The organism is Mycolicibacterium anyangense (assembly GCF_010731855.1).
GTDB lineage: Bacteria > Actinomycetota > Actinomycetes > Mycobacteriales > Mycobacteriaceae > Mycobacterium > Mycobacterium anyangense.
Window position 1 is genome coordinate 3,177,125 of sequence record NZ_AP022620.1, and the last position, 21,441, is coordinate 3,198,565.

Annotated in this window: 21 protein-coding genes; 5 read left to right on the forward strand and 16 right to left on the reverse strand. The window is 67.5% G+C overall.

What is annotated here, in order from left to right:
• Nucleotides 1-8 precede the first annotated feature (8 nt).
• Together G6N35_RS14865 and G6N35_RS14870 are read right to left on the reverse strand one after the other, a co-directional pair.
• Nucleotides 9-1,829 (reverse strand): ABC transporter ATP-binding protein, encoded by a 1,821-nt coding sequence (locus tag G6N35_RS14865; protein ID WP_163804950.1) that lies wholly within the window; start codon nt 1,827-1,829, stop codon nt 9-11.
• The gene (locus G6N35_RS14870) at nt 1,826-3,781 is read right to left on the reverse strand and encodes an ABC transporter ATP-binding protein (RefSeq protein ID WP_246224317.1); all 1,956 of its coding nucleotides are present in this window, start codon (nt 3,779-3,781) and stop codon (nt 1,826-1,828) included. Before G6N35_RS14870 ends, G6N35_RS14865 begins: the two co-directional genes overlap by 4 nt.
• Nucleotides 3,782-4,000: 219 nt before the next feature.
• Here G6N35_RS14870 and prrA point away from each other — a divergent pair, with 219 nt between their 5' ends.
• Both prrA and G6N35_RS14880 read left to right on the forward strand, forming a co-directional pair.
• Nucleotides 4,001-4,699 carry a two-component system response regulator PrrA gene (gene prrA / locus G6N35_RS14875; RefSeq protein ID WP_163804952.1) on the forward strand — a complete coding sequence of 233 codons (699 nt, stop codon included), beginning with the start codon at nt 4,001-4,003 and terminating at the stop codon, nt 4,697-4,699.
• 26 nt (nt 4,700-4,725) lie between these two features.
• Nucleotides 4,726-6,060, forward strand: a complete 1,335-nt coding sequence (locus G6N35_RS14880) for a HAMP domain-containing sensor histidine kinase (protein WP_163804953.1) — start codon at nt 4,726-4,728, stop codon at nt 6,058-6,060.
• Between the two features lie 18 nt (nt 6,061-6,078).
• Here the strand turns inward: G6N35_RS14880 and arfC are convergent, their stop codons facing one another.
• The 8 genes from arfC to G6N35_RS14920 all read right to left on the reverse strand — a co-directional run bounded on the left by arfC (nt 6,079) and on the right by G6N35_RS14920 (nt 11,823).
• Nucleotides 6,079-6,735, reverse strand: a complete 657-nt coding sequence (arfC, locus tag G6N35_RS27055) for a channel accessory protein ArfC, sunset domain variant (protein ID WP_179967363.1) — start codon at nt 6,733-6,735, stop codon at nt 6,079-6,081.
• Nucleotides 6,735-6,887 (reverse strand): channel accessory protein ArfB, encoded by a 153-nt coding sequence (gene arfB, locus G6N35_RS26915; protein WP_170313130.1) that lies wholly within the window; start codon nt 6,885-6,887, stop codon nt 6,735-6,737. The genes arfC and arfB overlap by 1 nt, the downstream gene beginning before the upstream one ends.
• 11 nt (nt 6,888-6,898) lie before the next feature.
• Nucleotides 6,899-7,903, reverse strand: coding sequence for a channel-forming protein ArfA/OmpATb (arfA, locus tag G6N35_RS14895; protein WP_246224318.1), 1,005 nt, complete (start codon nt 7,901-7,903; stop codon nt 6,899-6,901).
• 158 nt (nt 7,904-8,061) lie between these two features.
• Nucleotides 8,062-8,424, reverse strand: a complete 363-nt coding sequence (locus G6N35_RS14900; RefSeq protein ID WP_163804954.1) for an FKBP-type peptidyl-prolyl cis-trans isomerase — start codon at nt 8,422-8,424, stop codon at nt 8,062-8,064.
• A 20-nt stretch (nt 8,425-8,444) separates the two neighbouring features.
• Nucleotides 8,445-9,191: an SDR family oxidoreductase gene (locus tag G6N35_RS14905; RefSeq protein WP_163804955.1), complete on the reverse strand. Its 747-nt coding sequence runs from the start codon at nt 9,189-9,191 to the stop codon at nt 8,445-8,447.
• A 27-nt stretch (nt 9,192-9,218) separates the two neighbouring features.
• Nucleotides 9,219-10,004 (reverse strand): GntR family transcriptional regulator, encoded by a 786-nt coding sequence (locus tag G6N35_RS14910; RefSeq protein WP_163804956.1) that lies wholly within the window; start codon nt 10,002-10,004, stop codon nt 9,219-9,221.
• Between the two features lie 2 nt (nt 10,005-10,006).
• Nucleotides 10,007-10,783, reverse strand: a complete 777-nt coding sequence (fabG, locus tag G6N35_RS14915) for a 3-oxoacyl-ACP reductase FabG (protein WP_163804957.1) — start codon at nt 10,781-10,783, stop codon at nt 10,007-10,009.
• A gap of 26 nt (nt 10,784-10,809) precedes the next feature.
• Complete coding sequence (locus G6N35_RS14920; protein WP_163804958.1) at nt 10,810-11,823, reverse strand: phosphotransferase enzyme family protein; 1,014 nt, start codon at nt 11,821-11,823, stop codon at nt 10,810-10,812.
• A gap of 283 nt (nt 11,824-12,106) precedes the next feature.
• Between G6N35_RS14920 and G6N35_RS14925 the strand changes: the two genes are divergently transcribed.
• From G6N35_RS14925 to G6N35_RS14935, 3 genes are read left to right on the forward strand one after another with little or no spacing between them, the layout of a single operon-like run.
• Entirely contained in the window at nt 12,107-13,684 is a 1,578-nt protein-coding gene (locus tag G6N35_RS14925; RefSeq protein WP_163804959.1) for an APC family permease, read from the forward strand.
• A gap of 42 nt (nt 13,685-13,726) precedes the next feature.
• Entirely contained in the window at nt 13,727-15,046 is a 1,320-nt protein-coding gene (locus G6N35_RS14930; RefSeq protein ID WP_163804960.1) for an aspartate aminotransferase family protein, read from the forward strand.
• Between the two features lie 27 nt (nt 15,047-15,073).
• Nucleotides 15,074-15,337 carry a DUF2630 family protein gene (locus tag G6N35_RS14935; RefSeq protein ID WP_163804961.1) on the forward strand — a complete coding sequence of 88 codons (264 nt, stop codon included), beginning with the start codon at nt 15,074-15,076 and terminating at the stop codon, nt 15,335-15,337.
• Here G6N35_RS14935 and G6N35_RS14940 read toward each other — a convergent pair.
• The 6 genes from G6N35_RS14940 to pdxH all read right to left on the reverse strand — a co-directional run bounded on the left by G6N35_RS14940 (nt 15,330) and on the right by pdxH (nt 21,419).
• Nucleotides 15,330-15,707: a MarR family winged helix-turn-helix transcriptional regulator gene (locus tag G6N35_RS14940; protein WP_163807690.1), complete on the reverse strand. Its 378-nt coding sequence runs from the start codon at nt 15,705-15,707 to the stop codon at nt 15,330-15,332. The genes G6N35_RS14935 and G6N35_RS14940 overlap by 8 nt on opposite strands.
• A gap of 28 nt (nt 15,708-15,735) precedes the next feature.
• Nucleotides 15,736-17,184, reverse strand: coding sequence for a DHA2 family efflux MFS transporter permease subunit (locus tag G6N35_RS14945; RefSeq protein ID WP_179967364.1), 1,449 nt, complete (start codon nt 17,182-17,184; stop codon nt 15,736-15,738).
• Nucleotides 17,185-17,300: 116 nt separating this feature from the next.
• On the reverse strand, nt 17,301-18,596 hold the full coding sequence (locus tag G6N35_RS14950; RefSeq protein WP_163804962.1) for a citrate synthase: 1,296 nt from the start codon (nt 18,594-18,596) through the stop codon (nt 17,301-17,303).
• Nucleotides 18,597-18,659: 63 nt separating this feature from the next.
• Nucleotides 18,660-19,376 (reverse strand): TetR/AcrR family transcriptional regulator, encoded by a 717-nt coding sequence (locus G6N35_RS14955; protein WP_246224319.1) that lies wholly within the window; start codon nt 19,374-19,376, stop codon nt 18,660-18,662.
• Between the two features lie 68 nt (nt 19,377-19,444).
• Nucleotides 19,445-20,728 (reverse strand): MFS transporter, encoded by a 1,284-nt coding sequence (locus G6N35_RS14960; RefSeq protein WP_163804963.1) that lies wholly within the window; start codon nt 20,726-20,728, stop codon nt 19,445-19,447.
• A 1-nt stretch (nt 20,729) separates the two neighbouring features.
• The gene (pdxH, locus tag G6N35_RS14965; protein WP_163807693.1) at nt 20,730-21,419 is read right to left on the reverse strand and encodes a pyridoxamine 5'-phosphate oxidase; all 690 of its coding nucleotides are present in this window, start codon (nt 21,417-21,419) and stop codon (nt 20,730-20,732) included.
• Nucleotides 21,420-21,441: the final 22 nt, after the last annotated feature.

Genomic DNA, 21,441 nt, shown 5'->3' on the forward strand with positions numbered 1-21,441 from the left:
CGGCGCAGCTACGCCAGCGATTCGACCCAGGCTCGGTGCAGCGCGGCATACCGGCCCTGCCCGTCGCCGATCAGCTCGCCGGGCGGCCCGTCCTCCAGGATGCGGCCGTGCTCGAGCACCAGCACCCGGTCGGCGACCTCCACGGTCGACAGCCGGTGGGCGATGATCAGCGCGGTCCGGTCGGCCAGCACGGTGTGCAGTGCGCGCTGCACCAGGCGCTCGCTGGGGATGTCGAGCGAGGACGTCGCCTCGTCCAGGATCAGCACCGCGGGATCGGCCAGGAACGCCCGGGCGAAGGCGATGAGCTGGCGCTGCCCGGCCGACAGCCGTCCACCCCGCTTGGCGACGTCGGTGCGGTAGCCGTCCGGCAGTGCCGCGATGAACCCGTCGGCGCCGACCGCGGCGGCGGCCGCGGCCACCTCCTCGTCGGAGGCCTCGGGCCGGCCGAACCGGATGTTGTCGGCGACCGTGCCGGAGAACAGGAAGTTCTCCTGGGTCACCATGACCACGTGGCGGCGCAGGTCGCTCTGCGCGACGTCGCGCAGGTCGACGCCGTCGAGGGTGACCGCCCCCGAGGTGGGGTCGTAGAACCGGGCGATCAGCTTGGCGATGGTGGTCTTGCCCGCCCCGGTGGTGCCCACCAGTGCGACGGTCTGCCCCGCCGGGATGGTGAGGTTCAGTCCGGGCAGTACCGGCCGGTCGGGGACATAGGCGAACTGGACATCACGCAGGGCGACGTCGCCACGGACGTCGTGCAGCCGCACCGGGTGCGCGGGATCGGCGATACCCGGCTTCTCGGCCAGCACGCCGGCGAGCTTCTCCAGCGCCGAGGACGCCGACTGGAAGGTGTTGAAGAACTGCGAGATCTCCTGCATGGGTTCGAAGAACATCCGCAGGTACAACAGGAAGGCGGCCAGGGTGCCGATCGTCATCTCACCGTGCAGCACCCGGTAGCCGCCATAGAGCAGCACCACACCGGTCGTCAGGTTGCCGACCAGTTTGACCCCCGGCATGAAGATCGCCAACAACCGGAAGGTGCGTTCGTTGTCCGCGCTGTACTGGTCGGCGACGTCGTCGAAGATCTCCTGGTTGCGCGGCTCCCGCCGGTAGGCCTGGACGGCCTTGATCCCGGTCATCGTCTCGACGAACTGCACGATCACCAGGGCCGCGCTCTCCCGGACCTTGCGGTAGGTCTTGGCCGACTCCGCCGAGAACCACCACACCAGGGCGACCAGGATCGGGAACGCCGCCAGACACATCAACCCGAGCCGAACATCAAGGGCCACAAGCAGGATCGCGGTACCGAACAGTGTCAGCACCGCGGTGACCAGGCTGTCGAACCCGGTCTCCAGCATGTCCTGGATGGCCTCGACGTCATTGGTCAGCCTGCTGACCACCCGCCCCGAGGTGTAGCGGTCATGAAAGGCGACGTCGAGACGCTGGAAATGCCGGAACACCCGCCTGCGCACCTCGAGCAGCATCCGCTGGCCGATGCGTCCGGACCGGTTCAGGAAGATCAGCCGACTGACCGCCTGCAGCACCACCACACCGCACAGCGTGGCGACCACCAGGATCAGTTCACGCGACGAACCACCGCTGAGCAGCGGCGGTATCGCATGGTCGATTCCCCGCTGCACCAGCAGCGGAACCGACAGTCGCGCAGCGTTTTCCACGACGACCACCAGGGCCAGCACGCCGACGGTGGCGCGGTAGGGCCGCAACAGCGAGCCGAGCAGGGCGCGCGCCTCGCGGCGCCGCGGCACGGCCTCGTCGATCGGCAGGTCGTCGGGCTGTTCGTCGAACTTGCCGCGCCATTCGGTGGTGGTCATCGCTGACCTCCCTCGAAAGTGACGTAACCGACTGGGCCGCGGACGGATTCGCGCTCCTCACAGGACTCGTCGTAGGCCCGGCCCAGCCGTTGCCGCTCGTCGTCGTCCTCCCACTGCTCGCGCGGTTCGCACCCGTCGTCGAGGTCGTCATCGGCGGCCAGCAGATAGCGGTAGCGCGGAACGGTCGCGAGCAGTTCGGCGTGGGTGCCGAGGTGCGTGATGGTGCCGGCCCCGTCGACAGTGTCCAGCAACGCGACCTTGTCCGCCAGCAGCACCGTCGACGCGCGGTGGGCCACCACCACACCGGTCACCCCGGCCAGCACTCGCCGCAGCGCCTCGGTGACCACCGCCTCGGTGTGCACGTCCAGCGCCGACAGGGTGTCGTCGAGAACCAGGATCCGCGGGGCGGCCAGAATCGCCCGCGCCAGCGAAAGCCGTTGGCGCTGACCGCCGGACAAGCTCATCCCCTGCTCGCCGATGCGGGTCTGCAGGCCGAAGGGCAGGTCGTAGACGAACTCGGCGGCCGCCACCTCGATGGCCCGGGCCAGCTCCTCGTCGCTCACCGGGTTGTCCGAGGACCGGCCCAGCGTGAGATTCTCGGCCACCGACATGGAGAACAGGGTCGGGTCCTCGAACGCGGTGGCCACCGCCGACCGCAGCGCGGACAGCGAGAGGTCCCGGATATCGGTGCCGTCGACCCGGATCGAGCCTTCGCTGACGTCGTAGAGCCGAGGCAGCAGGGCGGCCAGCACCGACTTGCCCGAGCCGGTGGCGCCGACCAGCGCCAGGGTCTCCCCCGGTTCGACGGTGACAGTGACATGGCGCAACGCCCACTCGTCGCTGTCGTTGAACCTAAAACCGACGTCGATCAGTTCGAGCCGGCCGCCGCGCGGTTCCTCGGTGCGCCGGCCGTCGGTGATCTCCCGGGGAGCGTCGAAGATCTCGGCGATCCGGTTGGCCGCCGTCATCGACTCCTGCGTCATCGACAACAGGAAGCCCAGCGAGGCGATCGGCCACACCAGCGACAGCATCATCGTGATGAACGCGACCAGCGTGCCGAGCGTGACCAGGCCGTGCCCGGCGGCGTATGCCCCGAAGCCCAGTACGACGATGAGCGTGAGGTTGGGGATGATCTCGAGCAGCGTCCAGAACTTCGCCGAGACGGCGACCTTCTTGATCTGGGTGTCGTAGAGCTCGCCGGCCTGTTCGTCGAACCGGCCGTACACGTAGTCCTCCCTGCCGAAGGACTTGACGGCCCGCAACCCGAGTGCGGATTCCTCGACGTGGGTGGCGACGTGGCCGGCCTGATCCTGGGCCTGCCGGGACAGCCGGGTGAAGGTGCGCTCGAAGTGCAGCACGATCAAGGTGATCGGCACGATCGAGACCAGCACCACCACGCCCAGCGGCCAGTACATCGCCAGCAGGATCGCGGTCACGACGGTGATCTGCAGGACGTTGAGCATCAGGAACACCAGACCGAAGGACAGCAACCGACGAATCGTGCTCAGGTCATTCATGATTCGCGAGAGCAGCTGACCGGACTGCCACTGCCCATGGAAGGACATCGGCAGGATCTGCAGCCGGGCGTAGAGGTCCTTGCGGATGTCGGCCTCCACACCCATCGTGGCCCGGGCCACCAGCCAGCGCCGGATGAACCACAGCACCGCCTCGGCAACCCCGACCGCCACCGCCGCCGCGCCCACCACCCACAAACCGCGCTGATCCTGATGGCGCACCGGACCGTCGATCACCGCCTTGGTCATCAGCGGAATCGCCACGGTGGCGCCCAGGCTGCTGATAGCGATGACGATCATCGCGATCCACCGGGCGCGGTAGGGCATCAGGTACGGCATCAAGCGCAACAGGTCGGAGGCCGCCCGCGGCCGCGGACGAGGCGGGGCGATGGCCGCAGCCAGGTGCCCTGCACCCGGCTCGTGGGTCGTCTCGCCCAACAGCCCGTCTCCCTTGTTATCGACCGCCATGCACACGGCGCGTCTGCCAACAACGCCGCGGTCGACCCCCCTCATTCCGATGATCCCACGTCGAGCAATCCGATTTCGGCCGCGACATCGTCACGGTAGAACCTCAACTGTGATTGAGGTCAATCACGAGCCCGGACGCGACCTCCCGGCCTCCCACGCCGCCGGGCGGCGATCAGGCAAGATGTGGTCATGGACAGTTCGGCCTCACCGCGGGTACTCGTCGTCGACGACGATCCCGACGTGCTCGCATCGCTGGAACGCGGACTGCGCCTCTCGGGGTTCGAAGTGTCGACCGCCGTCGACGGCGCCGAAGCCCTGCGGTCGGCCACCGAGACCCGGCCCGATGCGATCGTCCTGGACATCAACATGCCCGTGCTCGACGGCGTGAGCGTGGTGACCGCACTGCGCGCCATGGACAACGACGTACCGGTCTGTGTGCTCTCGGCCCGCAGTTCGGTCGACGACCGGGTGGCCGGCCTGGAAGCCGGCGCCGACGACTACCTGGTGAAACCCTTCCAGCTCGCCGAGCTGGTCGCGCGGGTCAAGGCACTGCTGCGCAGGCGGGGATCGACGGCCACCTTCTCCTCGGAGACCATCCAGGTGGGCCCGCTCGAGGTCGACATCCCGGGCCGGCGCGCGCGGGTCAACGGCGTCGACGTCGACCTGACCAAACGCGAATTCGACCTGCTCGCGGTGCTTGCCGAGCACAAGACCGCCGTGCTGAGCCGCGCCCAGTTGCTCGAACTGGTCTGGGGCTACGACTTCGCCGCCGACACCAACGTGGTCGACGTGTTCATCGGCTACCTGCGCCGCAAACTGGAGGCCGGCGGCGCGCCCCGACTGCTGCACACCGTGCGCGGCGTGGGCTTCGTGCTGCGAACCCAGTGACCTGAGCCGGGACCTGAGCCGACGTCATGCTGGCGCGCATCTTCCGCCGCACCCCGTCACTGCGCACCCGGGTGGCGTTCGCGACGGCGATCGGTGCCGCGATCGTGGTCACCATCGTCGGCACCATCGTCTGGATCGGTATCACCAACGACCGGCTGGAGCGGCTGGACCGCCGACTCGATGAGGCCGCCGGGTTCGCCGTCCCCTTCGTGCCGCGCGGGCTCGATCAGATCCCGCCCTCACCCAACGACCAGGACGTGGTGATCACCGTCCGGCGCGGCGACCAGGTGAAGTCGAACTCGCCGGTGGTTCTGCCCAAACTCACCGGTGACTACGCCACCACCGACATCGACGGCGTCAAGTACCGGGTGCGCACCGTCGAACTGGCCTACCCCGAGGCCACTTCCCTCGAAGTGGGCGCTACCTACGACGACACCATCGCCGATACCAACAACCTGCACCGCCGGGTGCTGATGATCTGCGGGTTCGCCATCGGCGCGGCCGGGCTACTCGGCTGGCTGCTGGCCACGTTCGCGGTACGGCCGTTCCGGCGGCTGGCCGAACAGACCCGCCAGATCGACGCCGGCGACGTGGCCCCGGACATCGACGTCCGCGGCGCCAGCGAGGCGATCGAGATCGGCGAGGCGATCACCGGTCTGCTCGGCCGGGTGCGCGCCGAGCAGGATCGCACCCGGGCCGCGTTGGCCTCGGCCCGCGACTTCGCCGCGGTGTCCGCCCACGAGTTGCGCACACCGTTGACGGCGATGCGCACCAATCTCGAGGTGCTGGCCACCCTGGACATGCCCGAGGAACAGCGCAAGGAAGTGCTCGGGGACGTGGTGCGCACCGAAGCCCGGGTGGAGGCGACGCTGGGCGCACTCGAGCGGCTGGCCCAGGGTGAACTGACCACGGCGGCCGACCAGGTGCCGGTCGACATCACCGAGTTGCTCGACCGCGCCGCCCATGACGCGATGCGGGTGTACCCGGATCTGGAGGTTGCGCTGGCGCCGTCGCCGACATGCATCATCATCGGACTGCCCGCCGGACTGCGGCTGGCCGTGGACAACGCGATCGCCAACGCGGTCAAGCACGGGGGCGCAACCCGGGTACAGCTCTCGGCGGTGAGCTCCCGGGACGGAGTGGAGATCGCGGTCGACGACAACGGCACAGGGGTGCCCGAGGTGGAACGCACCGAAGTGTTCGAGCGCTTCGCCCGCGGCTCGACGGCATCGGTGTCCGGTTCCGGGCTTGGCCTGGCACTCGTGGCCCAGCAAGCCGAGATCCATGGCGGCACAGCGTCATTGGAGACCAGCCCGCTGGGCGGTGCACGGCTGATGCTACGGCTGCCGGCGCCCCGCTAGGCCCGGTCCAGCCGGGACCTAGCGGGAGTTCTTGTCCCACCTGTCGAAGCCGGCCGCCTTGGCGGTTTCCTCGTCGAAGAACCACACCTCCGCGATCGTCTGCTTGTAAGAGGGGCTGTCCACCGTGTGGTAGAGCATGGAATCCTCGTTGCCCTTGATGGTCCAGCCGAGCGGCCCGCTGCCGCCGTCACCGGCCCTGGCCGAACCCTTGCCGTAGGGACCGGCCGGCACATCGGCCAGAGCAGCGACCGCGGCACCCTTCTCCTTGTGGTCCCACCTGTCGAAGCCGGCGGCCTGCGCGGTGGACTCGTCGGCGAACCACAACTCGGCGATCGTCTGCTCGTACCAAGGGCTTTCGACAGTGTGGTACAGCATCGAGTCCTCGTTGCCCTTGATGTCGAAGCCGGAGGGCGCTGCGGCACCGGCGGTGACGCGGGCCGACCCCTTGCCATACGGTTCCTCGAAATCGCCCGCGGCCAACTTCGCCGCAGCCGCACCCGCGGCGACACCTCCTGCCGCTGCAGCGGTACCCGAAACCCCAGAACCCTTGAGTCCGGCCGACACCGACTGCGTGACGGGGACCTCACGGGTCACCCGGCCGATCATCAAGACCAGCGTCAGGGCCAGCCCCAGCACGAAAGCCAGTGCCATCAGCCACCAATTCACATCATGCATCAGTTGGCTCCGATCTCACGCGAGCCGGGCAGGTCGGCCAGCGCCTCTTCCTCGCTGGTCCGCTTGACCGTCGCCACCGCGATCAGCCAGGCGGCCGCCGAGCCGACGAGGAACGCCAGCAGATACCACAACCATTGAACGACGAATCCCATGTCGGCCTCTCCTAGCTCACCGTGATCTCGACGCGACGGTTCTGTGCTCGACCCGCCTCGGTGTCATTGCCGGCGATCGGACTCGCCGAACCCAGCCCCGTGGTAGTCACCTCTCCCGCTGAAACCCCTTGGGAGACCAGGTAATCGCCGACCGACTTGGCCCGCGCACCGCTCAGCGGGATGTTGATCGCATCGTTGCCGGTGTTGTCGGTGTAGCCGGTGACCACGATCTTGGCCTGCGGGCAGGCCTTGATCTTGGCGGCCACCCCGGCCAGCATCTGCTGCGCCGCCGAAGTCAGGCTGTACCCGTCGGTCTGGAAGTTGATCGGGGCCGTCAGCGCCGCGGCAATATCGGACTGCAGCGACCCGCACCCGCCACCGGCACCGGCCGTCGGGGCCGGCGCCGGCGCGGTGGCCGACCCGGTTGCCGAGGGCAGGGCCACCACGATGTTGTCGACCACGGTCAGGTTGGGCCAGGCCGCCTTGGCCGCGGCCTCGACGGCGGCCTTGACCTCCGCAGACGGCGCGGTTCCCGTCAGCGTGACGGTGCCACCGGACAGGTCGAAGTGGAAATCCGGGATGTCGAAGGCGGCCTTGAACAATCCGCCGAGACCGGAGAAGTCGGGCACGCTGACACCGGCCTTGATGTCGAGCTTGTCGATCAGGTTCACACCAGGGCCCAGCGCCGCCTTCAGGCTGTCGAGCAGCGAGGTCTTGATCGAGAGGTCGGGAAAGTCACCGGAGAGCGTGAAGTCATTGCCGTTGCGGATGATCGACAACGGCGCGAAGTTCAGCGACGGCACGGACAGGCTCGGCGCGGTGACACCGATACTCGGAGTGCTGACGCTGACCTTCGGGCCCTTGTTCAATAGGCCCCAGCCGATCAGACCGAGCAACAACGGGATCAAGAGCAGACCGAGCAACCAACCCAGGCCCGGCGAGCGGCGGAAGAATCTTGATTCGCGCCGCCATTGGGTTGCCGTCGCGCTTACGCGCGCATCATCCGAGTCCGCCATCGGCCTGCTCCTCCGCCGCTCCGCTTGCGCATCAAAATCCGGACCGCTGCACGATACGACCGCCGCACAGCGGTTGATAGTTGAACGCAGAAATATTAACGCAAACGTCGGGCGGGCGCCCCGGCGAATTTCCGTCTGTTAGCCGGGGCGCGCGGCGGTCAGCGGGTGGCCAGAAGATCGATGACGAAGATCAGCGTCTTACCGGAGAGCTGATGCCCTGAACCGGCCGGACCGTAGGCCTGCTCCGGCGGGATGGTCAGCTGACGACGGCCACCGACCCGCATGCCGGGGATTCCGTCCTGCCAGCCCTGGATCAGTCCACGAAGCGGGAACGAGATGGACTCGCCGCGATTCCAGGAGCTGTCGAACTCGTCGCCGGTGTCGTACTCGACACCGACATAGTGCACGTCGACCACGGCACCGGGCTTGGCTTCGTCGCCGTCGCCCACCACCAGGTCTTTGATGACGAGCTCGGTGGGGGCCGGGCCGTCAGGGAATTCGATCTCGGGTTTGGTCGTCACCGCTCACACCTTAGCCGGGGTCAGGCCCCCGGCGGCTGGAGCCACTCGATCGGTCGCAGCAGCACGATCTCGGGCACCACGCAGCTGCGCGACACCCGGATCGTCATCCGGATCGCCTCGGCGATGTCGGTGGGGGCGATCATCTCCTCGGGGCCGACGGTGTCGCGATAACCGTTGGCGATCGGAGTGTCGACCAGGCCAGGACAGATCGCGGTGGCCTTGATACCGGCGGTGGACAGCTCGTCGTGCAGGGACTCGGTGAAGCCGACGACGGCGAACTTGGTGGCCGAGTAGGAGGACAGCCCCGCCTCACCGCGCTTGCCGGCGTTGGAGGCGATATTGACCACCTGAGCCGATGTGCGTTGCTGCACCGATGCGGTGAGCAGCGGCATCGACTTGCTGGTCAGCAGGATCACCGCCCGGACGTTGACCGCGAGTTGCTCGTCGAGGAAGTCGGCGGTGATCTGGTGCACCGGCCGATCCCCCGCCACCCCGGCATTGTTGACCAGCAGGTCCAGCGACCCGTGGCGGGCGGCGTGCTCGCCGACCACCGTATCCAGGAACGCCTCGTCGGCCAGCGATCCGGCCAGCACCGCGACGGGCGGTCCCGCGCCGTCGGTCAGGCCGGCGGCCACGGTGTCGAGCTTACCCGGGTCACGGCCGACGAGGGTCAGGGCGAAGCCTTCCTCGTGCAGCATCGCCGCGATCGCCGAACCGATACCGCCCGAGGCCCCGGTGACGATGGCACTGCGTACTGGGCTGTCCACCAATGGATTACACCTTCCTTGCGGCCGTCAGGCGCTGCTCACCGAACGCTCGACCCTGCCATCGGTGCCACGGCGCTCGCGCGAGGTGACGGTGGACGTGGTCGCGGTGAGCCGGACGCGGTCGGCGCGGAACAGGTCGTAGGCGTATTCGAACGGCCGGTCCGAGGAATCGTGGGTGACGCGGGTGATCGCCACCAGCGGGCGTTTGTTCGCGATGCCGAGCCACTCGGCTTCCCGGGGGCTGGCGCTGACCACCTCGATCATCTCGGTCGACGTGGCGGGCGACAGGCCGTAGCGGACTGCCAGGAGTTCGTAGATCGAGCCGCCCAGCGGTTGCTCGAGCAGATCCACCACCTGTTCGGCGATGAAGCAGGAGAAGTCCACCGACAGCGGTACGCCGTCGGCGAATCGTAGCCGCCGGATGGCGAAAACCTCTTCGGCGGTGGTGATCTCGAGAGCCGCCGCCTCGGCGGGCGTGGCCGCCCGGCGATCGGTGGCCAGCACCCTGGTGGCGCTGGTGTGCCCACCGCTGCGGAGCCGGGCGGGCAGTCCGGCCAATTCGGCAGCATTGCGTTCGACGACGTCGGCCCGCACGAACGTCCCGCCGTTGCGGCCGGTTCGCCGCTCGAGCACGCCGGCACGGCTCAGCGGGAGCAGCGCACTGCGCAGGGTGGACCGGGAGACGTCGAACTGCTCGGCCATCTCGCGTTCGGTGCCCAACCGGGATCCGGGCCGCAACGCCCCCTGCGCCAGCATCGACAGGATGCGGCGACGGACGTCCTCGGCGATCGGCCCCCCCTCGGACTCCTCCATTGCTAGTGACTCACGGCGTCCGGGGACTCGGGAAGTACCTGACCACCGTCGACGGCGATGGCCTGACCGGTGATGTAGCCGGCCTCCTTGGTGGCCAGGAATGCCGCGAGGTGACCGATGTCCGCAGGCGTGCCCAGCGCACCGGCCGGGATCGCCCGGGTCATGCCGGCGATGTAGTCCTCACCCATGTCGGCGAGCCCCTCGGTGAGGATGTTGCCGGGCAGGATGGCATTGACCGTGATCTTGCGCGGCGCCAATTCGATTGCGGCGGTGCGCATGAAGCCCAGTTGGGCGGCCTTCGAGGCCCCGTAGTGCGACCATCCGGGAAACCCGGTGATCGGCCCGGTGATCGACGAGGTCAGGATCACCCGGCCGCGCCCGGAGGCGGTCAGGGCCTCCAGGCAGGACTGCACGGTGTAGACGGTGCCCTTGACGTTGATGTCGAGAACCTCGCTCAGCTGGGCCGGTGTCATCGAAGCGAGCGGTGCCTCGGGGAAGATGCCGGCGTTGGCGCACACCACGTCAATGGCGCCGAACGTCTCACGCACCGTTTCGGCAAGATTGGCGCACGACATCGGATCGGCGACATCGGCCTGGATTCCGATCACCTTTCCCGATCCGCGGTCATCGAGATCGGCGACCACGGCGTCGATGTCGGCCGAGGACCGCGCCGCGATCGCCACATTGGCGCCCGCCGTGGCGAACACCGTGGCGATACCTCGGCCGATCCCCTTGCTCCCGCCTGTCACCAGGACCGACGTCGACTTCAGATCAAACATCCGTTTCCTTTCTGCTGCAGGGTCATTCAGACCCTGGAACCGAAGATCGCCTCGTGGAGCCAGGTGCGGTCCTCGAGGTACCGCTGCGCCAACCGGGCGGTGTCCGGTGCGAACCGCTCGCCGAGCCCGATCGCGGCGTCGGCGTCGTGGTGGGAGGCGATCCACGCGGTGAGATTGATGCGCCGCATCATGACGAACGTCGGGATCAGTTCCAGATGGTTGGGGGCAATGGTCCCGACGTCGAAGTAGCCGGTGAGCCAGTCGGCGATGATGCGCTCGCCGGCCGGGGTGTCCTCGATGAACGACACCGCCGCACCCAGGTCGGCCAGATACCACGACCACCCGCAGTCGTCGAAGTCGATCACCGTGATGCCCGCGGTCAGGTCGGTGGGATCGACCATCAGGTTGGCCAACCGCAGGTCGGCATGCACCAGGCCGAAACGGTCTGGGGCGCTGCCGAACTCGGTGAGCTTCGCGGTGATGTCATCGGAGGCACGCTGGATCCAGGATCGGTCGGCGTCGGTCAACCCGGGCGCCAGCCGCCAGTTACCCCAGCGCGCGTCGGGCCCCAGGATGGTGTCCAGATCCCAGCGGAACCTGGTGAATCCGCTCGGTGTGGGCCAGCGCCGGGAGTGCTCGTGCATCACGGCGGTGATCCGACCGAGTTCGTCGAAACCGACCGCGTCGGGGTCGTCCTCGGCGGTGCAGCCGGGGACGAAGGTCACCGCGTCGACATGCAGCGTTGATCCCTCGGCCTCGGCGACCACCACATCGGCCCCGTCTCGGGCGACGACCAATTCCGGTGTGGTAACAGCGGTATCAGTGCGCAGCGCCTTCATCCACGCCAGCTCCGACCGGATCGCGTCCAGCGAGTGGTACCCAGGCCGGTGCACCCGCAACACGATCGGGTCGTCGTCGGCGACCAGATAGGTGGCGTTCTCCGACAGGCTCAGCAGACGCAGGGCGGTATCGGCGGCACGGCCGTAGGCAGGAAGTGCTGCGCGCGCGAAGGACTCATGGGTCGGCGGCAATCCCGGCATGGCAACAGTGTGAACCATTACCTCCTACAAAGCAGACCAAATCGGCACATTTAACGCCCGTGTTTCGCGGCGGGACTTTTGGAAACATTGCCGAAACACTCCGCCGAGATTCCTCCATTTTTCCTGTTGACCAGGCGATCTGACAGGGGTAACAATGACCGCGTCGTATCACAACGTTGTCGTCGACAACCACCTCGCTCCCCGGACGCAGCCGCATCTCGGGCTAAACCAGACCAAATAACTGCGCGACCACCGGTCGTGTTCGAGACGGGAAAACACACAAATGAGCGACATCATCGACCCGCCTGCCGCGGCAGGAGCCCAGGCCGGTTCGGCGGGTGACACCGTCCAACGGCTCAAGCCCAATGCCGTGGGCCTGATCGGCGTGCTGTTCATGGCGGTGGCCACGGCAGCACCGATCACCGCCATGGTGGGCAACGTCCCGATCGCCGTCGGGTTCGGCAACGGCGCCTACGCGCCGGCCGGCTACTTCGTCGCCACGATCGTGCTGACCCTGTTCGCGATCGGCTACGCCGCGATGAGCAAGCACATCACCGCAACCGGCGCCTTCTACGGCTACATCTCGCACGGGCTGGGCCGCATCGTCGGACTCGGCGCCGGCTTCCTGACGACGATGGCCTACATGGTCTTCGAGGCCTCGCTGATCGGCATCTTCGCGTTCTTCGCCAACGACACGTTCAATTCCCTGTTCCACGTCAACATCTCGTGGATCGTGTTCGCGATCGGCATGCTCGTGGTCAACCTGGTGCTGACCTACTTCGACATCAACCTGGCGGCCAAGGTGCTCGGGGTCTTCCTCATCACCGAGATCGTCATGCTGGCCCTGATGGCACTGTCGGTTCTGTTCACCGGTGGTGGCCCGCAGGGCTGGTCGTGGGGATCGCTCAACCCGCTCAACGGTTTTGCCAGCCTGTCCGGCTCGGTGACCGGTCCGGACGGCAAGGTGCTCGCGGTGGCCGGCTCGGCCGGTATCGGTCTGTTCTTCGCCTTCTGGTCGTGGGTCGGCTTCGAGTCCAGTGCCATGTACGGCGAGGAGTCCAAGAACCCGAAGAAGATCATCCCGATCGCGGTCATCAGCTCGGTGGTCGGTATCGGCCTGTTCTACATCTTCATCTCCTGGATGGCCATCGTCGGCACCGGACCGCAGAATGCCATTGCGCTGGCGCAGGATTCGTCGACTGCCGGCGACATCTTCTTCGGCCCCGTGCAGAGGAACCTCGGCACCTGGGCGGTCGACATGTTCAAGATCCTGCTGATGACCGGTTCGTTCGCGTGCGGTATGGCCTTCCACAACTGCGCAGCACGCTACATCTACGCCCTGGGCCGCGAGAACGTCATCCCCGGTATGCGCAAGACCCTGGGCGCCACCCATCCCGTGCACGGTTCGCCGCACATCGCCGGCCTGGCGCAGACCATCTTCGCGACCGTCGTCGTGCTGTTCTTCGCCTTCACCGGCCGTGACCCCTACACCGGTCTCTACGGGCTGATGGCGCTGCTGGGCACCACCGCGATCCTGATCGTGCAGGCCCTGGCGGCGTTCGCGGTGATCGCGTACTTCCACGTCGGAAAGCACCATCCCGAGACCGCACACTGGTTCCGCACATTCCTGGCTCCACTACTCGGCGGCATCGGCATGCTGTACGTGATCTACCTGCTCGGCAAGAATGCGTCGTTCGCGGCCGGATCGGCGGCCACCGACTGGGTGTTCACCATCATCCCCTACGTGGTCGGCATCACCGGTCTCAGCGGGGTCCTGCTGGCTCTCTACCTGAAAGCGAAGTCGCCGCAACGGTATTCGGAGCTCGGCCGGATCGTCCTCGAAGAGGCGCACGAACGCTGAGGACACGGGCCGCGATCAACCACCACGGTAAGGAGTAGCGATATGGGTTTCTCGAACATCATGGATTCCAACAGCTACTCCCCGGATCAACCGCTCGATCCGGCTATCGAATCGTTGATCGCGGCCCGCGATCGCATGCTCGGCCCGGCGTACCGGCTGTTCTACGAACGGCCGGTACACCTGGTCCGCGGCGAGGGCACCCGCCTCTACGACGCGGACGGCACCTGCTATCTCGATGCCTACAACAACGTCGCCAGCGTCGGCCACTGCCACCCGCACGTGGTCGAGGCGGTCAGCCGCCAACTCGCCACCCTGAACACCCACACCCGCTACCTACACCGGGGCATCGTCGACTACAGCGAGCGACTGCTGGCCACCATGCCCGATGCGATCGACCAGGTGATGTATGCCTGCACCGGCTCGGAGGTCAACGACCTCGCGCTGCGGGTGGCCGAAATGCACACCGGCGCAAAGGGCGTGATCATCACGACCGACGCCTACCACGGCAACACCGCTGCCGTCACTGCGATCTCGCCGTCGATCGGCGGTTCGACCGCACTCGGCGCCCATGTCCGGGCGGTGGCCCCGCCGGACAGCTACCGGATTCCGGCCGCCGATCTCGCCGCCCGGTTCGCCGCCGATGTCATTGCCGCGATCGAGGACCTGGGCGCCAGCGGGGCGGGGGTCAGCGCTCTGATCGTGGACACCATCTTCTCCTCCGACGGCATCTACCCCGACCCCTCGGTACTCGCTCCCGCGGTGGCGGCCGTCCGCGCCGCCGGCGGCGTGTTCATCGCCGATGAGGTCCAGCCCGGGTTCGGGCGCACCGGTGAGGCGATGTGGGGCTTCCTGCGCCACGGCGTGGTCCCCGATCTGGTGACGACCGGCAAACCCATGGGCAACGGCCTGCCCATCGCAGCGATGGCCGCACGATCCGAGGTGCTGGAAGCCTTCGCCCGCGGGGTGCCCTACTTCAACACCTTCGGCGGCAATCCCGTCACCATGGCCGCCGCCGCCGCGGTGCTCGACGTCATCGAGGACGAGAAGCTGATGTCCAATGCCGACAACGTCGGCACCATGCTGCACACCGAGCTGTCCGCGCTGGCCCGCGACCATCCCCGCATCGGTGACGTGCGCGGAGCCGGACTCTACCTCGGTGTCGAAATGATCACCGCCACAGGAGAATCCGACCGCGCTGGCGCGAAAGCGGTGGTCAATGCGATGCGCGAACAGCGAGTGCTGATCTCGGTGTGCGGCCGCGACGGCAATGTGCTGAAGGTCCGGCCGCCCCTGGTGTTCTCCGAATCCGACGTCGACTGGTTCTGCACCGCTTTCACCGAGGTTCTTCGTTCCTCGCAGTAACCCGGCGGGTACGGGCACACTGGAGTGGTGGCACACGACAGCACACCGACCGATCAGGACACCCTCGCGCGCATCCACACCCTGGTGGCCGAGGAACGTCGACTTCGCGAACAACTGGTGCATCGGGAGATCGAACCGTCCGAGGAGCACCACCGACTGCGCTCCATCGAAACCGAGCTCGACCAGTGCTGGGACCTGCTGCGGCAGCGCCGGGCCCTGCGTGAGACCGGCGGCGATCCGCGCGAGGCCAGCGTTCGCCCACCGGACGAAGTCGAGGGCTACCTCAGCTGACCACCCGGGCCAGGATCGTCTGCAGCGCGCGAAGGTCCGGCTCGGCGAGTGCGGCCAGACCGTCGGGCGCGGGATCCTCGGTGGCGTCGAGCACGGCGATCATCTGACGGCCGGCATCGGTCAACGACACCCGCTTGCACCGCCGGTTCTGCGGGTCGATCTCGCGGGTCACCAGGCCGCGTTCTTCGAGATCGTTGACGGCCACCGTGGCCGCCGGCGCGTCGATGGTCGCCATCTCGGCAACCTGCTTGACCGTCATCGGCCGCTTGGCCAACCGCCGGAGGATGCGAACCCGGCTGAACGGCAATCCCGTTCGTTCGACCGCGGCGCGGCGCCAGGCGTCCTTGTTGTCGAGCACCAGCGCCGACATCGAACGCCACACTTCGTCGGCGAGCGGGCTAGACACGCGCCGCCCCGATCCGCTGATCGTCGATGAGCGGCGCCAGCCGCTCGGCGGAGCGGCGGGCCCGCGCAGAGGTCGAGGTGATCGCCAGGACGGCGATGGCAAGGCCGAGCACGATGTTGATGTACCACAGCGGGCGGGCCGTCGCAGTGAAGTCGGCGCCGAAGGTGGCCAAGGCCGGACCCGCGACCGAACCGCAGAGCGCGACCCCGATACTCACCCCGACCTGCCGCGAGGTCGAGGTCACTGCCGAGGCGGCGCCGGCCCTGTCCTGGGGCATGCCGCTGACGGCGGCGTTGGTGATCGGTGCGTTCACCATGCCGAATCCGATGCCGTACAACGCGAAGATCACCAGCAGCGCCCACACCGGCGTACTCCGGCTCAGGAACGCCAGCATCACCGACGCGATGGCGATCAGGACACCGGAGATCAGCAGCGACGGGCGCGCACCGAAGCGTCCCACCAGCCGTCCGGACAGTGGCGAGAAGAACAGCGCGCCGACCGCGATCGGCAGATAGATCAGACCGGTGTGCGCCGCGGAGTACCCGCGCTCCCCCTGCAGGTACAGCGACATCATGAACAGGAACGATCCCCACCCGGCGAACGCACAGACCGCGGTCAGCGTCGCCGATGAGAACGGGATGCTGCGGAAGAACCGCAGATCGATGAAGGGGTCGTGGCGGCGGGACTCGTAGCGCAGGAAGGCCACGAAGGCGACGGCGGCGGTCAGTCCGATGGCGACGATCCGGGGGTTGGTCCAGCCCATCCCCGGCCCCTCGATCAGGACGAACACCAGCCCGAACAGGGTGGCCACGGCCAGCAGCTGACCGACGGGGTCGATATCGCGCATGGTGGCCGACTTGGTCTCGGGGACGAAGATCGCGGTCAACAGGACCGCCGCGGCGCAGATCGGCAGGTTGATCCAGAACACCGCCCGCCAGCCGACGGTTTCGATCAGCAGACCGCCGACGATGGGGCCCAGTGCCATCGAGATGCCGACCACCGCACCCCAGATACCCAGCGCGCGGGCCCGTTCGACACGACCGACAAAGATCTGCGAAATGATCGACAGCGCAACGGGATTGAGCATCGAGCCGCCGATCGCCTGCAGCAGCCGCGCTCCGATGAGCATGGTGATGGTGGGGGCGATGCTGCACAGCAGCGATCCCAGCGCGAAGACGATCAGGCCGATCTGGAACACCCGGCGGCGGCCGAACCGGTCCCCGGTGGCACCGGACAACATCAGCAGCGACGCCAGCATCAGCGTGTAGATGTCGACGACCCACTGCATCTGCGCTCCGGTGGCATGCAGGTCCGCGCGGATCGCCGGGATTGCGACGTTGACGATGGTGGCGTCCATCGACACGATCAGCAGGCTCAGGCAACAGGACGCCAGGATGATCGTCTTACGGCGCTCACTCAGCTCGCCGACACTTGTGTTCACACAACTATTGTTAAATCACAACTGTCGGGAAGGCAAGGCCCACCCTCGTCGAACTCGACGAAATGGCGAAGATCACTCGACCTTTGTCGCCCAAACGTGGGTTTGGGCGACAAAGGTCAGCGGCCGTCGATAGCGGCGTAGTCGCGCTCGGTGTAGCCGGTGTAGATCTGGCGCGGCCGACCGATCTTGCTGTTGCCCTCGTTGTGCATTTCCCGCCAGTGCGCGATCCAGCCGGGCAGCCGGCCGAGTGCGAACAGCACGGTGAACATCCGGGTCGGGAAGCCCATGGCCCGGTAGATCACGCCGGTGTAGTAATCGACGTTCGGGTAGAGCTTGCGCTCGATGAAGAAGTCGTCGGTCAGCGCGATCTCTTCGAGCTGCTTGGCGATGTCCAGCAGCTCGTCGTCACCGCCGAGCTTGCCCAGGATCTTGTCGGCCTGCTCCTTGACGATGCGCGCCCGCGGGTCGTAGTTCTTGTACACCCGGTGGCCGAAGCCCATCAGCTTGACGCCGTCTTCGCGGTTCTTGACCTTGCGGACGAAGGTCTGGACGTCGTCGTCACCGGTCCGGATCTTCTCCAGCATCTCCAGCACCGCCTGGTTGGCGCCGCCGTGCAGCGGGCCCCACAGTGCGTTGATGCCACCGGAGATCGAGGTGAACAGGTTGGCCTGCGACGAGCCGACCAGACGCACCGTCGAGGTGGAGCAGTTCTGCTCGTGATCGGCGTGCAGGATCAGCAGCATGTCGAGCGCCCGGACGATCTCGGGATCCACCTCGTAGGGCTCGGCGGGCAGGCCGAACGTCATCCGCAGGAAGTTCTCGACCAGGGTCAGCGTGTTGTCCGGGTAGAGGAACGGCTGGCCCACCGACTTCTTGTAGGCATACGCCGCGATCGTGGGCAGCTTGGCCAGCAGCCGGATCGTGGACAGCTCGACCTGCTTGGTGTCCAGCGGGTCCAGCGAATCCTGGTAGTAGGCGCTGAGCGCGTTGACCGCGCTGGACAGCACCGGCATCGGGTGGGCGTTGCGCGGGAAGCCGTCGAAGAACCGCTTGAGATCCTCGTGCAGCAGGGTGTGCCGCTGGATCTGGGTGGTGAACGCCTCGAGCTGCTCGGTGGTGGGCAGTTCACCGTAGATCAGCAGGTAGCTGACCTCGATGAAGGTCGACTTCTCGGCGAGCTGCTCGATCGGGTAGCCCCGGTAGCGCAGGATGCCGGCGTCACCGTCGATGTAGGTGATGGCGCTCTTGGTGGAGGCGGTGTTGACGAAGCCCGAGTCGAACGTCGTGTACCCGGTCTTGGACAGCAGCGACCCCAGAGCTATTCCGTCGGAGCCCTCCGTCGCATGGACGATCTCCAGGTCCAGCTCGCCCCCCGGGTACTTCAGGGTGGCGGTGTCGTCGGTTGCGGCCACATGAACCCCTTCTGCGCTCTTCGACGCCCGATAAGGCTGTCCGTACTTAGGTGAAGGTAGTCGCTATTGTGCCGACTCGCCCGCGGGGGGCTGGCCTTGGGTATGCCATGGGGTCCACAGCCGGGCGAACAACGCGTAGGTCGACTCGATCCGCTCGCACAACAGCTCGGGTTCGATCGGGGGCGCACCCGGCGCCCCCAGCCCCGCGCAGGCCACTCCCATCAGCACAGCCCAGGTATCGAACAGGATCCGCAACGCCGGGTGATCGGGGGGTACCCGCATGCGACGGGCGATGGCCATGAACACCGAATGCTGCGGCCCCTCCGGCCGGTAGGAGAACGCGGAGAGGCCGATGTCAGGAGCCGTCCCGAGGATCTTCAACAGCAGCGTCATGCGATCGAACACGGCAGGGTCGGGTTGCCCGGCCGGCCCACCGCGGAACGTCTCGACCGTGGACCGCATGAGCGCCTCGTGTTCGGTGATGTCGAGCGGCTGATGATCGAATGCGGCCGCCACCCCGTCGGCCACGTCGGAGATCACCGCGACGACCACCGCCTCTTTGTTGGGGAAGTAGCGGCTGAACGTCCTGGCCGAGACGTCGGCGGCCGCCGCGATCTGGTCGACGGTGGTGTTGTCGTAGCCCTGCTCGACGCACAGCCGGGCGGCCACGTCGATCAACGTGGCCCGGGTGCGCTGTTTCTTGCGCTCGCGGAGTCCGGATGCCCCGTCGTTCATCTCACCGGCCACACCCGACCAGCCCCTCGCCTCGCCAGCGTCCATGAAGTCAGCGCACCGAGGGTATGCCCCAGCAGGTATGAGCAGCACCAATATCGACGTATTGACGCTGCTCAGCTGATGTCGGCGGGCCCGACCCGGTAGCGGACGAAGGCAGGAACCAGTGCCGAAGCGAGCAGGACACCGATCACCACCAGCCCGCCACCGCCGGCCGCGGTGATCGTCGTGCCGATCGCTGCCGCGGCCGCACCGTGCACCGCATCGGCGAGCCGGGGACCCCCGGCGACGACCACCAGGAACACGCCTTGCAGCCGTCCTCGCAGATCGTCAGACGCGGCCTCCTGCAGGATGGTTGACCGGAAGGCGGCCGAGACCATATCGGCCGCTCCGCCAATCGCCAAGAACGCCAAGGCAATCCACAGCACCAGACCGGCATGCCCGTTGGCGAGCCCACCGGCCACCCCGAAGCCGACCATCGCCGCGCCCCACACCAGGATCGCGGCGATGACCGCCAGCCCCTGCCTGCGCACCCGCGGGAACCACCCGGAGAACACCCCGCCCGCGACGGCACCGAACGACATCGCGGCGGCCAGCAACGCCATGGTGGTGCCGCCGGTGACCGGGCCGCCGAAGCTCTGATGCGCCATCTGCGGGAACAACGCCCTGGGCATCCCGAAGATCATGGCGATCAAGTCGACGACGAACGACATCAACACCACCCGGTTTCCGGCCAGATAGCGGAATCCCTCCAGCACCGCACCGATCCCCCAGCGTGCCGAGCCCGCGACGTCGGCGGACTCGGTGGCCGGCATCGGCGCCAGCCGGAATGTCGCCCAGATCGGCACCACACAGGTGATTGCGTCGATCAGGTACAGCGTGGACAGGTCGATCCAGTGCAACAGCAGACCAGCCAGCAACGGGCCCACGATCGCGCCGAACTGCTGCACCGTCATGTTCAGTGAGTTCGCGGCGGGCAACTGCTCGATCGGCAGCATCCGGGGAATCGCCGCACCGCGAGCGGGCCAGTTGACCGCGAAGAAGGCCTGCTGCACCGACAGCAGCACCAGCACCAGCCAGACGTTGTTGCAGTGCAGTGCGGCCTGCACCCACAACAGGATCGAGGCCACCGCCAGGCCGCACGAGGCGATGATCAACAGCAAGCGACGGTCCATGGCGTCGGCCCAGGCCCCGCCGAGCAGCCCGAAGACGATGAGCGGGACCAGCGCGAAGATTCCCGACAGACCCACGTACGCCGAGTTCTGCGTCAGGGCGTACAGCTGCACGGGAACGGCGAAGATCGTGAGGTTGCCCCCGATCACCGTGACGATGCCGGCCAGCCACAACCGCCGGAAGTCCGGCGTTCGCAGCGGGGTGGTGTCGGCGAAGAGCCGCGCCACCCTAGGGTTGCAGCCGCTCGATGCCGGCTCCGGTGCCAGATGTCGCCGGCCCGGCGGCTCCGCCGCTAGATGTCGCCGGCCCAGCGGCTCCGGTGCTCACGCGAATCCTGTTGTGGATCCGGTTCTCCCGGCCCTGCCAGAATTCGATGACCTCCGGCGTGATGCGGTAGCCACCCCAGTGCGGGGGCACCGGCACCTGCTCGTCGCCGGCGAAGCGCTCGGTGACCTCGGCCAGCTGCGCCAGCAGCTCGGCCCGGGAGCCGATGGGCCGGGACTGCGCCGATGCCCAGGCACCCAGCTGCGAACCCCGCGGCCGTTTGGCCCAGTACTGGGCGGTCTCCTGCGCGCTGACCTTGGTGACCGTGCCGCGCAGGTGCACCTGCCGGCCCAGGGCGTACCAGGGGAACGTCACCGAGGCGTACGGGACGGCGGCCAGCTCGGCCCCCTTGGCCGAGTCGTAGTTCGTGTAGAAGGTGATGCCCGACTCGTCGACGCTCTTGCACAACACGGTTCGGGTCACCGGCCTGCCGTTCTCCACGGTGGCCAGCACCATGGCGTTGGGCTCGGCGACACCCGCGGTCTCCGCGTCGGCAATCCACCTGTGCAGCAAGGCAAGCCAGCCGTCGGCCAGCCAGTCGACGTCGAGGTCGCTGCTGCCGTCCTTCTCGACCGAGCCGTACTCCACCCGCATCGCCGCCAGGCGATCACCCGCT